We start from the raw sequence: 13,435 nt of genomic DNA on the forward strand, positions 1-13,435 counted from the left end.
AGGAGCTGCGGCACGCTGCGATCTTTTGATCTTTAAAGACAAGATCAAAAGATCGCAGCGTGCCGCAGCTCCTACAAGGGTGTGTGTCGGATCAGTATCGGGGTGTCAGGCGAGAAAGCCGTCCGCGCGCAGCAGGGTTTCCAGGCAGTGCTCGCTGATGTTGTAGAACGCTTTCAACTCGGCAATCTTCACCAGCAACTGAGCCGGGTCCGCCGGCTCGGCGCGTTTCACCGCGAGAATCATCTTGTTCTTGTTGGTGTGTTCCAGCGAGATGAACTCGAACACTTTGGTCTCGTAACCGCAGGCTTCGAGGAACAGCGCGCGCAGGCTGTCGGTGACCATTTCCGCCTGTTGGCCCAAGTGAAGGCCGTATTGCAGCATCGGCTTGAGCAGCGCCGGGCTCTGGATCTGCAGGCGGATCTGTTTGTGGCAGCACGGCGAGCACATGATGATCGACGCGCCCGAGCGGATGCCGGTGTGAATCGCGTAGTCGGTGGCGATGTCGCAGGCATGCAGGGCGATCATCACGTCCAGTTCGCTCGGCGCCACGCTGCGCACGTCACCGCACTTGAACACCAGCCCCGGGTGCTCCAGTTTCGCCGCGGCGGCGTTGCACAGGTTGACCATTTCTTCGCGCAACTCGACGCCGGTGACTTCGCCTTCGGCCTTGAGCGTGTTGCGCAGGTAATCGTGGATGGCGAACGTCAGGTAGCCCTTGCCCGAACCGAAATCCGCCACCCGCACCGGTTTGTCCAGCGCCAGCGGTGACGAGGTCAGGGCGTGGCTGAAGACTTCGATGAACTTGTTGATCTGCTTCCACTTGCGCGACATGGCCGGGATCAGCTCGTGCTGCGCGTTGGTCACGCCCAGATCCTTGAGGAACGGTCGGCTCAAGTCCAGAAAACGGTTTTTCTCACGGTTGTGCTCGGCGGACGGCGCTTCACGCAATTGCTGAGGTTTGCTCTTGAACAGCGAACTCTTGCCCTTTTTGCTGTATTCGAGCTGGGCTTCGTCGGTCACGGTCAGCAAATGCGCATTCTTGAACGCGGCCGGCAACAGCTCGGCAATCACCGCCACGCCTTCGCTCAGCGGCAGATTCTTGGTGATGTCGCGGGTCTTGTAGCGATAGACGAACGACAGGTTTGGCTGCGCCTTGACCGTCACAGCTTTGATGATGATCCGCTGCAGATCCGCCTCTTCACCCACGTACTTGGCCAGCACCAATTTGATGAAGCCGTTCTGTTCGAGGTTGGTTTGCAGCAGCTCGATGAACTGGGCGTGGTGGTCTGGCGCCGATTTGGCAGACGGCGCGGATGGGGCGGTAACGGACATGGACAAGCGGCCTCGGGCAGGCGAAATCGGGAATGGCCGGTATTTTAGGGGGGATGGCGGTTGGGGACACGCTCTTATTTACCCAACGGCTTTAAAAGCGCCCTCACCCTAACCCTCTCCCGGAGGGAGAGGGGACTGATTGGAGGATATTGAAGAGGTTCACCGACTTGAAAGAGTGCCTTTGAATCCATAATCGACTCGGTTTCTCAGGCCGATGTCGAGCGCAAGACATCTCGGTCGGCTCCCTCTCCCTCCGGGAGAGGGCTGGGGTGAGGGGCTTCTAGGCCAGCACCACCAACCGATTGGGCAATTCATTCCTCACCTGCGTCACCGGCACGTGCACCTTGAGCAGTTCCCCACAGGCCTCGATGCAGGTGACAAAGCCCTCGAGCGTGCGCCCCTGCCGCACCTGCTCGGTGAACGCGGCGACAATCGCGTCCCAGCTCTTGTTGTCCAGCCGCCGGGAAATCCCCTCGTCCACCAGAATCTCCACGTAGCGCTCGGCCTCGCAGACAAAGATCAGCATCCCGGTGCTGCCGACGGTGTGGTGCAGGTTCTGTTCGAGGAACTGCCGCCGCGCCAGGTTCGATGCGCGCCAGTGGCGCACGCGGCGCGGGATCAGATGGGTGGTGATCTTCGGCAGGCGAAACAGCAGGCACAGGACGATGAACAGGCCCCATTGCACCAGCAACAGGCTGTGCATGGTCAGCCAGCCAGTCAGGTAATGGACGATACCCGGTACCAGCAGCGCCAGCAGGCTGGCCCACAGCAGAGGGATGTACGCGTAGTCGTCGGCGCGGGCCGCCAGCACGGTGACCAGTTCGGCGTCGGTGTCGCGCTCGACCCGGGCGATCGCCTCGGCGACTTTGCGTTGTTCGTGTTCAGTCAGTAATGCCATGTCGAAAAGTGCCTGATCATTATTGTTGTGTGTTCACCAGCCGCCGGACGAACCGCCGCCGCCGAAACTGCCCCCGCCGCCGCTGAAACCGCCGCCCCCGCCGCCACCGCCAAATCCACCGCCGCCGAAACCGCCCCCGCCTCCAGAGCCGCCACGGCCGGCGGGAAGGATACCGAGCATCTGGCAGACAAACACCGTCAGGATGAACAACACCACCAGAAAAACGAACAACAGCGGATGCCGCGAGACAAAATCGCTCTGCGGATCACCGCTCGACTCATACACCGTCGACGGTTCGTCCAGCGGATTGCCGCCGAGCACCACCAGCATCGCCGCCACGCCGTCGCTGATGCCCTTGCTGAAATTGCCGGCCTTGAACGCCGGGGTGATCACTTGATGAATGATCACCGAACTCTGCGCATCGGTCAGCCGATCTTCCAGCCCGTAACCGACTTCGATGCGCAGTTTGCGCTCGTCCCGGGCAACGATCAGCAGCGCGCCGTTGTTCTTGTCCTTCTGGCCGATGCCCCAGTGCCGGCCCAGTTGCACGCCGTAATCCTCGATGGTGGTGCCCTGCAGATCAGGCACCGTGACCACCACCAACTGCTCGCCGGTGGCCTGCTCGTGCGCCTGCAATTGCTGGCTCAACTGGGCCCGCACCGACGGCTCGAGCATCTGCGCTTCGTCCACCACCCGCCCGCTCAGCGCCGGGAACGTCAACTCGGCCCGGGCGCTGAGGGCGAACAGCCAGAGCATCAGCACCAGGCCTATCTTCAACACACGCATGAATAACCTCGGGTCAGAACTTCACTTCCGGGGCCTTTTCCGCACCGGGGGTGGTGGCTTCGAAGGTTTCGCGAATCGGCAGGTCGCTGTACATCACGCTGTGCCAGAGGCGCCCGGGAAACGTGCGGATCTCGGTGTTGTACTTCTGCACCGCCAGAATGAAATCGCGCCGCGCCACGGCAATCCGGTTTTCCGTGCCTTCGAGCTGCGATTGCAGGGCAAGGAAGTTCTGGTTGGCCTTCAGATCCGGATAACGCTCGGAGACCACCATCAAACGGCTGAGCGCACCGCTCAACTGATCCTGAGCCTGCTGGAACTGCTTGAGTTTTTCCGGATTGTCGAGGGTGCTGGCATCGACCTGAATCGACGTCGCCTTGGCCCGCGCCTCGACCACCGCCGTCAATGTCGCTTCTTCATGCTTGGCGTAGCCTCTGACGGTCTCCACCAGATTGGGGATCAGGTCGGCACGGCGCTGGTACTGGTTCTGGACCTGGCCCCACGCCGCCTTGGCCTGTTCGTCGAGGGTCGGGATATTGTTGATGCCGCACGCGGTCAACAACGTGGCAAGCACCAGCAGCGTGGCGACCTGCAGACGCGAGCGGTAGGTTGGACTGACATTCATCAAAGTGATGCTCCCTGGCATATTTCATAAAAAACCGACCGTGAAACCTTCTGCATCAGCGGTTGGGGCATAATCGGCCGCGCCACTGGATTGCAACGGGCCGATGGGCTAAAAAGAGGCCCTGCGCAAACGCTGCCGAGTGTCGGCGGGCGTTTTTGGCTCGGTCATTTTGAGCCTGCACCCGAACAACAATAGTCGCTCCCTAACTTTTGGCTGGCCGGCATTGCATTGCCGCTTGGGCCCTTGAGAAAAATATTCATGAAGAAGCTGTGTTTGCTGGGCCTGTTCGTCAGCCTGGCCAGTCATCAAGTATTGGCCGCCACGACCCCGGTACCCCTGGAAAACAAGGACGCGTTCATCAGCAATCTGATGAAACAAATGACCCTCGATGAAAAGATCGGCCAGTTGCGCCTAATCAGCATCGGCCCGGAAATGCCTCGCGAGTTGATCCGCAAAGAGATCGCCGCCGGCAACATTGGCGGTACGTTCAACTCGATCACCCGCCCGGAAAACCGTCCGATGCAGGACGCGGCGATGCGCAGTCGCCTGAAGATTCCAATGTTTTTTGCGTACGACGTGATCCACGGTCACCGTACGATTTTCCCGATTCCGCTGGCCCTGGCATCGAGCTGGGACATGGACGCCATCGGTCAGTCCGGGCGCGTTGCCGCCAAGGAAGCTGCGGCCGACAGCCTCGACATCACCTTCGCGCCGATGGTCGATATCTCCCGCGATCCGCGCTGGGGCCGCAGCTCCGAAGGGTTCGGTGAAGACACCTACCTGACCTCGCGCATTGCCAAAGTGATGGTCAAGGCCTATCAGGGCGACACGCCGAGCGCCGCCGACAGCATCATGGCCAGCGTCAAGCACTTCGCCCTGTATGGCGCGGTCGAGGGCGGTCGCGACTACAACGTCGTCGACATGAGCCCGGTGAAGATGTACCAGGACTATCTGCCACCGTACCGCGCGGCGATCGACGCCGGTGCCGGTGGGGTGATGGTGGCGTTGAACTCGATCAACGGCATTCCGGCCACCGCCAACACCTGGCTGATGAACGACCTGTTGCGCAAGGACTGGGGCTTCAAGGGCCTGGCCGTCAGCGACCACGGGGCGATCTTCGAACTGATCAAACACGGCGTGGCCGCCGACGGTCGTGAAGCGGCGAAGCTGGCGATCAAGGCCGGCATCGACATGAGCATGAACGACACCCTGTACGGCAAAGAGCTGCCGGGGCTGCTCAAGTCCGGCGAGATCGAACAGAAAGACATCGACAACGCGGTGCGCGAAGTGCTCGCCGCCAAGTACGACATGGGTCTGTTCAAGGACCCGTACCTGCGCATCGGCAAGGCTGAGGATGATCCGGCCGACACCTACGCCGAAAGCCGTCTGCACCGTGCCGAGGCCCGTGACGTCGCGCGGCGCAGCCTGGTGCTGCTGAAAAATCAGAACGACACCCTGCCGCTGAAGAAAGACGCGAAGGTCGCGCTGGTCGGCCCGCTGGCCAAGGCGCCGATCGACATGATGGGCAGTTGGGCGGCGGCCGGTAAGCCGGCACAATCGGTGACACTGTTCGACGGCATGAGCTCGGTGATTGGTGACAAGGCCAACCTGATCTACGCCCGTGGCGCGAACATCACCAGCGACAAGAAGGTTCTGGATTACCTGAACTTCCTCAACTTCGACGCCCCGGAAGTGGTCGATGATCCGCGCCCGGCCAACGTGTTGATCGACGAAGCGGTGAAAGCGGCCAAGGACGCTGACGTGATCGTCGCCGCCGTTGGCGAGTCCCGTGGCATGTCCCACGAATCCTCCAGCCGCACCGACCTGAACATCCCGGAAAATCAGCGCGAGCTGATCCGTGCCCTGAAAGCCACCGGCAAACCACTGGTACTGGTACTGATGAACGGCCGTCCGCTGACCATCCTCGAAGAGAACCAGTCGGCTGATGCGATTCTGGAAACCTGGTTCAGCGGCACCGAGGGCGGTAACGCGATCGCCGACGTGCTGTTCGGCGACTACAACCCGTCGGGCAAACTGCCGGTGACCTTCCCGCGTTCCGTGGGCCAGATCCCGACCTACTACAACCACCTGAGCATTGGCCGGCCGTTCACGCCAGGCAAGCCGGGCAACTACACCTCGCAGTATTTCGATGACACCACCGGTCCCCTGTTCCCGTTCGGTTACGGCCTGAGCTATACCCAGTTCACGCTGAGCGACATGGCGCTGTCGTCAACCACGCTGAACAAGACCGGCAAGCTCGATGCCAGTGTCACTCTGAAAAATACCGGCAAACGTGACGGCGAAACCGTGGTGCAGCTGTACATCCAGGACGTCGCCGGTTCGATGATTCGCCCGGTGAAAGAACTGAAGAACTTCCAGAAAGTCATGCTCAAGGCCGGCGAACAGAAAGTCGTGCACTTCACCATCACCGAGGATGACCTGAAGTTCTACAACGCCCAGCTCAAGTACGCGGCCGAGCCTGGCAAGTTCAACGTGCAGATCGGCCTGGATTCGCAGGATGTGACGCAGCAGAGCTTTGAGTTGCTGTAACCGTTAAAAGCAAAAGATCGCAGCCTGCGGCAGCTCCTGCATTGGGAGGGTGTGCACCCTGTAGGAGCTGCCGCAGGCTGCGATCTTTTGATCTTGCTTCTGCCTTATCCGCGTCTATCGAGAATGTTGACCACCAGCCGATCCACCCACCCCCAGATCCGCTGCTTCACTCGCCGCCACAACGGCCGGCGCTGCCACTCTTCCAGACTGACCTGCTGACTCAGGCCGAAATCCTTCTCGAAACTCTGCACCACCGCTGCCGTCAACGACGGGTCCAGTGCCTCAAGATTCGCCTCCAGATTGAAGCGCAGGTTCCAGTGATCGAAGTTGCACGAACCGATGCTCACCCACTCGTCCACCAGCACCATTTTCAGGTGCAGGAAGCACGGCTGATATTCGAAGATCTGCACCCCGGCCTTGAGCAGGCGCGGGTAGTAACGATGACCGGCGTAACGCACCGACGGGTGATCGGTGCGCGGTCCGGTGAGCAATAGCCGGACGTCGACACCGCGAGCAGCAGCCTTGCGCAGCGAGCGGCGGATTTTCCAGGTCGGCAGGAAATACGGGGTGGCCATCCAGATGCGTTTCTGCCCGCTGTTCAGTGCACGAAACAGCGACTGCAGAATGTCGCGATGCTGACGGGCATCGGCATAGGCCACACGGCCCATGCCCTCGCCCATGTCCGGCACCTTGGGCAAGCGTGGCAGGCCGACATGCGCCGAAGGTTTCCACGCCCGGCGATGGCGGTTGGCGATCCATTGACGGTCGAACAGCACTTGCCAGTCGAGCACCAGCGGGCCACTGATTTCCACCATCACCTCGTGCCATTCGCTGCTGTCCTGCCCCGGCGTCCAGAACTCATCGGTGACACCGGTGCCACCGACCACCGCCAGACGCTGATCGACCAGCAGCAATTTGCGGTGATCGCGATAGAAGTTGCCGACCCAGCGCCGCCAGTTCAGGCGATTGTAGAAACGCAGTTCGACCCCGGCCTTGGTCAGGCGCTGACGCAGGTGCAGGGTAAACGCGAGGCTGCCGTAGTCATCGAACAGGCAGCGTACCCGCACGCCGCGCTCGGCGGCCTGGACCAGCGCCTGAACCACGGCCTCGGCACAAGCGCCCGCCTCCACCAGATACAACTCCAGTTCGACCTGCTCCTCGGCGCGGGCAATTTCCACCAGCATGCGCGGGAAGAATTGCGGGCCGTCGATCAACAGTTCGAACCGGTTGCCGTCACGCCATGGAAACACCGCGCCGCGCATGTCAGCGCGCCGTGAAAATCAGCACCGCACCCACCGGCACCGACAGACTGATGGCCGACAGGCCGGCCAGGTTGCGCAGGGTTTCCAGCCCCGGCGCCAGATCGAAATCCTCGGCGTTGATCACCAACGGCTCCAGGGTCACCACTTGAAAACGCCGGTCGTCGAGACGGGTGGCCAGCAACTCTGCCGGGTATTCATGTTGCTTGCCGTGCAGGTTGACGGTCAGCGGCAGACGCAATTCCAGCTGCGCACCGGGGGCCAGATCGTTGATCGGGCGCAGGTCGATCCGGGTGCTGATGGTCGCTTCGGGGAATTGCTCGATCTGGAACAGCTCCTTGCGCATGCGCTCGTCGCGCAGCGGGATGCCGCTGTTGATCGAATCCAGCTCGACTTCGACTTCAGCGCGGCCATCCGGATCGACCTTGCCGTGCAGTACCAGAAAGCGCTGCACTTCGGAAATGTGGGCGTTTTTCGTGCTGACAAACGACAGCCGCGACGACTCGCCGTCCAGATACCAATTGGCCTGCGCCGGCAATGCGGCAGCGGCCAGCAGCAGACTGGCGAAGGCTTTACAGAGGGAGCGGTTGAACATTGAACACTCGTTGGGCGATAAACCTGCACGAACCTTAACCGCCCATAGGTTTATTGCAAACATCAAGATCAAAAGATCGCAGCCTGCGGCAGCTCCTACAGATTTTGCATTCCCTGTAGGAGCTGCCGCAGGCTGCGATCTTTCAAGGCTGTAAACGACAACCCTGCCGTTCGCTCAACCACTGCGCACGATTGCTGCGACCCATGCCGCTGACGGTGATGGTTTTGCTCACGCTGTCATCGCTGAATTCGCTGGTCGGCAGCCACTGTTTCACATAACCCCGGCAGTATTCGGCATCGTTGTTCATCACATAACGACACGAACAATATTCCTTGGCCGTGTAGGCACTGATGATGTCCGGGAACGCCCACAGGTTGTCCCGTTCGAGCCAGATCCAGCCCAGCAGCACGATCAGCGCCAGCAGCAACACCCGCTTGAACAACCTCATGGCTGCACCGCCTGGATCACGCGCTTGAGCAGTTCGTTGTGGCGATAACTGCCGTCGCGATCATCGGCGTAACGCACGATCACCAGTTTCTCGCTGGGGATCACATACAGCGCCTGGCCCCAGTGGCCGAGGGCGGCGAAGGTGTCGGGTGGCGCGTCGGGCCACGGCGCGGCGGCGCCATCGACCGGACGATTGAGCCACCACTGGCCGCCGGGCACCGCTTCGTCCTGATGCGCCTTATAGCCGGCAAAAGGCTCGCGGTTGAAGGCGACCCAATCCTTGGGTAACAACTGTCGATCATTCCAGCGCCCGTCGCGGGCCATCAGCAGGCCGACCCGCGCCAGATCCAGCGCCGTGAGATAGGCATAAGAGGAAGCGACAAACGTGCCGCCGGCATCGGTTTCCCACACGGCGTGGCGGATGCCCAGCGGCTCGAACAACGCGGTCCATGGATAGTCGGGATAACGCTGCGGCCCCACCATGTTCTTCAGCCCCGCCGCCAGCAGATTGCTGTCGCCACTGGAGTAACGGAACGTCTGCCCCGGTGGCGCGTAGGCATCGTGATCGGCAGTGAACGCTGGCATGTCGCGGTGCCCACGGGTGTAGAGCATCGCCACCACCGAGGATTTCAGCGGCGCGTATTCGTAGTCTTCCTGCCAGTCCAGCCCGGAAGCCCAGTGCAGCAGATCCGCCACGGTGATCGCCGGGTGTTTTTCCAGCGCCGGATAAAACTTCGAAACCGGATCATCCAGTTTGAACAGGCCTTCGCCATACGCCACGCCGAGTACCGTGACCATCAGGCTTTTGCTGATCGACCAGGTCAAGTGCGGGGTCTCGGCACGGGTCGGGCCGGCGTAGCGTTCGTAGATCAACTGGCCGTCGCGGATGATCAGCAGAGCGTCCGTGCGGATGCCCTGGCGGCCGGCGTCGTCGCGGGGTGGGAAGGCGTAGGTCTCTAATGCCTCGACCGCTGCACCGCTGATTTTTGCGCCAGTCGGCCATTGCTCACCGGGCCATTGCTCGGCCTGGACCGTGAAGCTGATCAGCAGCAGAAACAGGGACAGGCCTTTGAACATGGAAAAGTCTCAACCGAAGGATGCAAAAATCATGGCCCAGACAAATGACAATATGCCGATTACTGTAGGAGCTGCCGCAGGCTGCGATCTTTTACTTGTGCTTTGAAAGATCAAAGGATCGCAGCCTGCGGCAGCTCCTACAAAGGAATGTGCAGGGCTTTGGCCAGGCGCTTGGCCCGCGCGCCGGCCGCCAACTGCATCACCCCCTGATCACGCTGCCACATCTGCTCCCACTCCGGATTACCCGCGCTCAACGCTTGATCGATCTCGCCCTTCAGCGCATCAAACTGCGCAAACAACCCGCCCAACAACACATGCCCGGCCGGATTGTTCGGCGGTTGGCGACTCGCTTCCGCGCACCCGGCCAACAGCGCCAGCAAGCGCAACAGCAGCGGCTGCGACCAGCCGCTGTCCTGACCGACGCCATACAACCACGCGGTCACCGCGCTCAGCACGTAGACATCTTCCAGGGAGCGAAACGGCTTCACATAAGCGTCCCAGCCGTCCCCCGCGAGCAACTCGCACAAAGCGCCGTCCAGATGCAGCCGACCGTGACTTATGTCCGGCATCAGCGGCAGCGCCGGGAGTTTTTCCACGCGCACGCCGGGCTCGCCGGGATAAACCACCGCCAGACTCAGGCGCGGGGTTTCGCCGGGTTCTTCACTGCGCGCGGCGATGAGCAGCCAGTCCGCTGCATCCCCGGCAGTGACGAAATCCTTGCGCCCGCTCAAGCGCAAATCACTGAGGCGCGTCTGCATGTCCGCCGGACGCAGGCTGCGCTGTTCGGTCGCACACAGCGCACCAAGACTTGGCGGCGCGCTCGGCCAGAGCATGCGCAACGCCGCCTGATACCCCACCAGAAATGCCAGCCCCGGCGTCGCCATCCGTCGCCCTCCGGCCACCGCCAGTTCGAACGGCGTCACGTTGCCCAGTTGATGCAGCAAGGTGGCGAAACCTTCCGCCAGATCAGCGACGGCGGGCAGACGTTCATGACTTTCGAGCAGGCTGGGCCAGGGCATAAGAGGCTCCTTGAGGGCTGTCATACAAGCATCACCAAACGTTCACGGTGATGACACCGGGGCTACATAGCCTGACTTTGCACAACATGGCTGCATAAAGAAAGTCGATCGGCTGCAACCCACGACGGGTTCAAGGCCCGTACGGAGATTCAAATGACTCAGATCGCCCGCATCAGCGACACCGGCAATGAACGCCGCCTGCAAGCCGAACGCCTGATCGGCGCCGAGGCCTTGCAGCAAGCCCAGGCCTTGCGCTTCAGCGTATTCAGCGGCGAGTTCAACGCCAAGCTGAAAGGCGCGGAACTGGGTCTGGACATGGATGACTATGATGTTCACTGCAGCCACATCGGCGTGCGTGACCTGAACACCGGGCGTCTGGTCGCCACCACTCGTTTGCTCGATCACACCGCCGCCAGCAGCCTGGGCAAGTTCTACAGCGAAGAAGAATTCAGCCTGCACGGCCTCGCCCATCTGCAAGGCCCGATCCTCGAAATCGGCCGCACCTGCGTCGACCCGGCCTACCGCAACGGCGGCACCATCGCCGTGCTCTGGGGTGAACTGGCCGAAGTGTTGAATCAGGGCGGCTACAGCTACCTGATGGGTTGCGCGAGCATTTCGATGCAGGACGGCGGCGTACAGGCCCACGCAATCATGCAGCGTCTGCGCGAACGTTATCTGTGCACCGAACACTTGCGCGCCGAGCCGAAAAATCCCCTGCCGTCGCTGGATATTCCATCGAACGTGATCGCCGAAATGCCACCGCTGCTCAAGGCCTACATGCGCCTGGGCGCGAAGATCTGCGGCGAGCCGTGCTGGGACGAAGATTTCCAGGTCGCCGACGTATTCATCCTGCTCAAGCGCGACGAACTCTGCCCGCGCTACGCCAAGCACTTCAAGGCGGCCGTGTGATGAGCCGGTTGCGCGTGTACGCGCGGATCGCGCGAGTGCTGCTGGTGGTGGCGCTGGGCCTGACCATGGCCAGCGTCTTCGGCGTGTTCGAACGAATTGGCCTGGCGCACTCGATGCAGCGTCGCCAGCGCTGGTCGCGATTCTTCATGGCGCGCCTGAGCAATGCCCTGCCCTTTCGCGTGACCGTGCACGGCGAGTTGCCGCAGCAGCCGATGCTGTGGGTCAGCAATCATGTGTCATGGACTGACATTCCGCTGCTGGGCATGCTCACGCCGCTGTCGTTTCTGTCCAAGGCCGAAGTGCGCACCTGGCCGGTGGCCGGCTGGCTGGCGGCCAAGGCTGGGAGTCTGTTCATCCGTCGCGGTTCGGGTGACAGCCAGTTGATCCGCAAACAGATGACCCGTCACCTGCAAACGCAACATCCGTTGCTGATGTTCCCGGAAGGCACCACCACCGATGGCCGCTCGCTGCGCACCTTTCATGGTCGCCTGCTGTCGGCGGCAATCGATTCGCAGGTGATGCTGCAACCGGTGGCGATCCGTTATCTGCGCGACGGCGAGATCGACACGCTGGCGCCGTTCATTGGTGACGATGATCTGCTGTCGCACCTGATGCGTTTGTTCAGCAACGACTGTGGCGATGTCGAAGTGCATCTGCTCAGGCCGATCGCCTGTCAGGGCCGCGAACGTGCTGCGCTGGCGTTCGAAGCGCAGCAGGCGGTGCAGAAGGCGTTGTTTGGTGATATCGCCAAAGCGGCCGAACCACGTCGCGCCGGCGAATTGATCGCTGCCTGAAAAGCAAAAGATCGCAGCCTTCGGCAGCTCCTACACCGATCCCCTGTAGGAGCTGCCGAAGGCTGCGATCTTTTGATCTTGCCTATCCCTGTGAAGCCGCAAAATCCTGAAGCTGCGGATAGAACAAACGGAAGTCCTCACTCAGCGGCTCATACAACCGCCGCAATTCGTGCATCGCCCCCGCCAATTCCTCAGGCCGCGTCAAACGCCGCGAGATCCCGCGCAGCACCTGCTCCAGCACTTCAAACTCCTGATACGAACCCAGCCAGTCATTGGCAACCATGTGCGGTGCAATTTTCGCCAGGCGCTCGGGCAATTGCTGCTCTGTCGACAGCACCCGGTACACCTCTCGGGTGAAGTGCTGCAGCGGTTGATCGGCGTACAGCGTCCAGTCGCGTGCCAGGCAATGGTCGAAAAACACATCGAGGACGATCCCGGCATAACGCCGCCGGGTCTCGGTGAAACGCCCGAGGGCGATGTCCACTAAAGGATGGCGATCGGTGAACACATCAATGCGCCGATGCAGCTGAATCGCCGCTTCAATCTGCGGTGCAAACTGCCCCTGCAGGCGTCCTTTGACGAAATCGCCATACAGACTGCCGAGTAATTGCTCGGGGTGCTGGCCTCCGAGGTGTAAATGTGCGAGATAGTTCATGGGCGCAGCTTAGCACTGCGCGCTTTCATCGTTACAGCACACGTATCGTTATAACCCGATATACCGATTTATGCGGTCGTCAGATCAAATTCATATTGGTATATCGCGAAATACCGATTTAAAGTTCGCCTCATCGCGATATAGCGCTACACATCACGAGCATAAAGCCATGAACCTCGACCTCGACGAAATAATAAAAGCCCTGGCACACCCAGTACGGCGAGACATTCTCATCTGGCTGAAAGACCCCAAAGCCCAGTTTCCTGAGCAGATTCACAACCACGAGTACGGCATCTGCGCCGGGCAGATCGATCAACGCTGCGGCCTGTCGCAGTCGACCGTCTCCGCCCACCTGGCGACCCTGCAACGCGCAGGTCTGATCAGCAGCCAGAAAGCCGGCCAGTGGCACTTCTTCAAACGCAACGAGGACGTGATCCAGGCGTTCCTCGACGCCATCGTCAAAGAGCTCAGCGCTCCCACAAGGAATTGATT

General features: G+C 61.2%; 14 protein-coding genes. 4 read left to right on the forward strand and 10 right to left on the reverse strand.

Annotated elements, in window-relative coordinates; genetic code table 11:
* Positions 1 to 105: 105 nt before the first annotated feature.
* The 4 genes from JN524_RS11900 to JN524_RS11915 all read right to left on the reverse strand — a co-directional run bounded on the left by JN524_RS11900 (position 106) and on the right by JN524_RS11915 (position 3,638).
* Entirely contained in the window at positions 106 to 1,332 is a 1,227-nt protein-coding gene (locus tag JN524_RS11900; protein WP_202369458.1) for a class I SAM-dependent methyltransferase, read from the reverse strand.
* Positions 1,333 to 1,612: 280 nt separating this feature from the next.
* Positions 1,613 to 2,230, reverse strand: coding sequence for a TPM domain-containing protein (locus JN524_RS11905; protein ID WP_095138499.1), 618 nt, complete (start codon positions 2,228 to 2,230; stop codon positions 1,613 to 1,615).
* Between the two features lie 33 nt (positions 2,231 to 2,263).
* Entirely contained in the window at positions 2,264 to 3,016 is a 753-nt protein-coding gene (locus JN524_RS11910; protein ID WP_115988048.1) for a TPM domain-containing protein, read from the reverse strand.
* A 13-nt stretch (positions 3,017 to 3,029) separates the two neighbouring features.
* Positions 3,030 to 3,638, reverse strand: a complete 609-nt coding sequence (locus tag JN524_RS11915; RefSeq protein ID WP_007963199.1) for a LemA family protein — start codon at positions 3,636 to 3,638, stop codon at positions 3,030 to 3,032.
* A gap of 258 nt (positions 3,639 to 3,896) precedes the next feature.
* Between JN524_RS11915 and bglX the strand changes: the two genes are divergently transcribed.
* Positions 3,897 to 6,188 (forward strand): beta-glucosidase BglX, encoded by a 2,292-nt coding sequence (bglX, locus tag JN524_RS11920; RefSeq protein ID WP_202369459.1) that lies wholly within the window; start codon positions 3,897 to 3,899, stop codon positions 6,186 to 6,188.
* Between the two features lie 104 nt (positions 6,189 to 6,292).
* Here the strand turns inward: bglX and JN524_RS11925 are convergent, their stop codons facing one another.
* From JN524_RS11925 to JN524_RS11945, 5 genes are all read right to left on the reverse strand, one after another.
* Positions 6,293 to 7,450, reverse strand: a complete 1,158-nt coding sequence (locus JN524_RS11925; RefSeq protein WP_115988050.1) for a phospholipase D-like domain-containing protein — start codon at positions 7,448 to 7,450, stop codon at positions 6,293 to 6,295.
* Between the two features lies 1 nt (position 7,451).
* A complete protein-coding gene (locus JN524_RS11930; protein WP_202369460.1) occupies positions 7,452 to 8,042 on the reverse strand; it encodes a YceI family protein in 591 nt (196 codons plus the stop codon).
* 142 nt (positions 8,043 to 8,184) lie between these two features.
* Positions 8,185 to 8,490, reverse strand: coding sequence for an amidase (locus tag JN524_RS11935; RefSeq protein WP_202369461.1), 306 nt, complete (start codon positions 8,488 to 8,490; stop codon positions 8,185 to 8,187).
* Positions 8,487 to 9,566, reverse strand: a complete 1,080-nt coding sequence (locus tag JN524_RS11940; protein WP_202369462.1) for a serine hydrolase domain-containing protein — start codon at positions 9,564 to 9,566, stop codon at positions 8,487 to 8,489. The genes JN524_RS11935 and JN524_RS11940 overlap by 4 nt, the downstream gene beginning before the upstream one ends.
* Before the next feature lie 137 nt (positions 9,567 to 9,703).
* Positions 9,704 to 10,585 carry an acyl-CoA dehydrogenase family protein gene (locus JN524_RS11945; RefSeq protein WP_202369463.1) on the reverse strand — a complete coding sequence of 294 codons (882 nt, stop codon included), beginning with the start codon at positions 10,583 to 10,585 and terminating at the stop codon, positions 9,704 to 9,706.
* Between the two features lie 153 nt (positions 10,586 to 10,738).
* On the opposite strand from JN524_RS11945, the gene olsB reads away from it, so the two are divergent.
* Together olsB and JN524_RS11955 are read left to right on the forward strand one after the other, a co-directional pair.
* Positions 10,739 to 11,494 (forward strand): L-ornithine N(alpha)-acyltransferase, encoded by a 756-nt coding sequence (olsB, locus tag JN524_RS11950; protein WP_202369464.1) that lies wholly within the window; start codon positions 10,739 to 10,741, stop codon positions 11,492 to 11,494.
* A complete protein-coding gene (locus JN524_RS11955; RefSeq protein WP_202369465.1) occupies positions 11,494 to 12,288 on the forward strand; it encodes a lysophospholipid acyltransferase family protein in 795 nt (264 codons plus the stop codon). Before olsB ends, JN524_RS11955 begins: the two co-directional genes overlap by 1 nt.
* An 82-nt stretch (positions 12,289 to 12,370) precedes the next feature.
* Here JN524_RS11955 and JN524_RS11960 read toward each other — a convergent pair whose 3' ends face one another.
* A complete protein-coding gene (locus JN524_RS11960) occupies positions 12,371 to 12,943 on the reverse strand; it encodes an acyl carrier protein phosphodiesterase (RefSeq protein WP_202369466.1) in 573 nt (190 codons plus the stop codon).
* A gap of 169 nt (positions 12,944 to 13,112) precedes the next feature.
* Here JN524_RS11960 and JN524_RS11965 point away from each other — a divergent pair, with 169 nt between their 5' ends.
* On the forward strand, positions 13,113 to 13,433 hold the full coding sequence (locus JN524_RS11965; protein WP_003222436.1) for an ArsR/SmtB family transcription factor: 321 nt from the start codon (positions 13,113 to 13,115) through the stop codon (positions 13,431 to 13,433).
* Positions 13,434 to 13,435: the final 2 nt, after the last annotated feature.

Source organism: Pseudomonas sp. MWU318, from assembly GCF_016756945.1.
Classification (GTDB): domain Bacteria; phylum Pseudomonadota; class Gammaproteobacteria; order Pseudomonadales; family Pseudomonadaceae; genus Aquipseudomonas; species Aquipseudomonas putida_A.

Bases quoted from the DNA above. Each gene is read 5' to 3' on its own strand.
- JN524_RS11900 (WP_202369458.1), bottom strand. From the start codon at position 1,332: ATGTCCGTTACCGCCCCATCCGCGCCGTCTGCCAAATCGGCGCCAGAC.
- JN524_RS11905 (WP_095138499.1), bottom strand. From the start codon at position 2,230: ATGGCATTACTGACTGAACACGAACAACGCAAAGTCGCCGAGGCGATC.
- JN524_RS11910 (WP_115988048.1), bottom strand. From the start codon at position 3,016: ATGCGTGTGTTGAAGATAGGCCTGGTGCTGATGCTCTGGCTGTTCGCC.
- JN524_RS11915 (WP_007963199.1), bottom strand. From the start codon at position 3,638: ATGAATGTCAGTCCAACCTACCGCTCGCGTCTGCAGGTCGCCACGCTG.
- bglX (WP_202369459.1), top strand. From the start codon at position 3,897: ATGAAGAAGCTGTGTTTGCTGGGCCTGTTCGTCAGCCTGGCCAGTCAT.
- JN524_RS11925 (WP_115988050.1), bottom strand. From the start codon at position 7,450: ATGCGCGGCGCGGTGTTTCCATGGCGTGACGGCAACCGGTTCGAACTG.
- JN524_RS11930 (WP_202369460.1), bottom strand. From the start codon at position 8,042: ATGTTCAACCGCTCCCTCTGTAAAGCCTTCGCCAGTCTGCTGCTGGCC.
- JN524_RS11935 (WP_202369461.1), bottom strand. From the start codon at position 8,490: ATGAGGTTGTTCAAGCGGGTGTTGCTGCTGGCGCTGATCGTGCTGCTG.
- JN524_RS11940 (WP_202369462.1), bottom strand. From the start codon at position 9,566: ATGTTCAAAGGCCTGTCCCTGTTTCTGCTGCTGATCAGCTTCACGGTC.
- JN524_RS11945 (WP_202369463.1), bottom strand. From the start codon at position 10,585: ATGCCCTGGCCCAGCCTGCTCGAAAGTCATGAACGTCTGCCCGCCGTC.
- olsB (WP_202369464.1), top strand. From the start codon at position 10,739: ATGACTCAGATCGCCCGCATCAGCGACACCGGCAATGAACGCCGCCTG.
- JN524_RS11955 (WP_202369465.1), top strand. From the start codon at position 11,494: ATGAGCCGGTTGCGCGTGTACGCGCGGATCGCGCGAGTGCTGCTGGTG.
- JN524_RS11960 (WP_202369466.1), bottom strand. From the start codon at position 12,943: ATGAACTATCTCGCACATTTACACCTCGGAGGCCAGCACCCCGAGCAA.
- JN524_RS11965 (WP_003222436.1), top strand. From the start codon at position 13,113: ATGAACCTCGACCTCGACGAAATAATAAAAGCCCTGGCACACCCAGTA.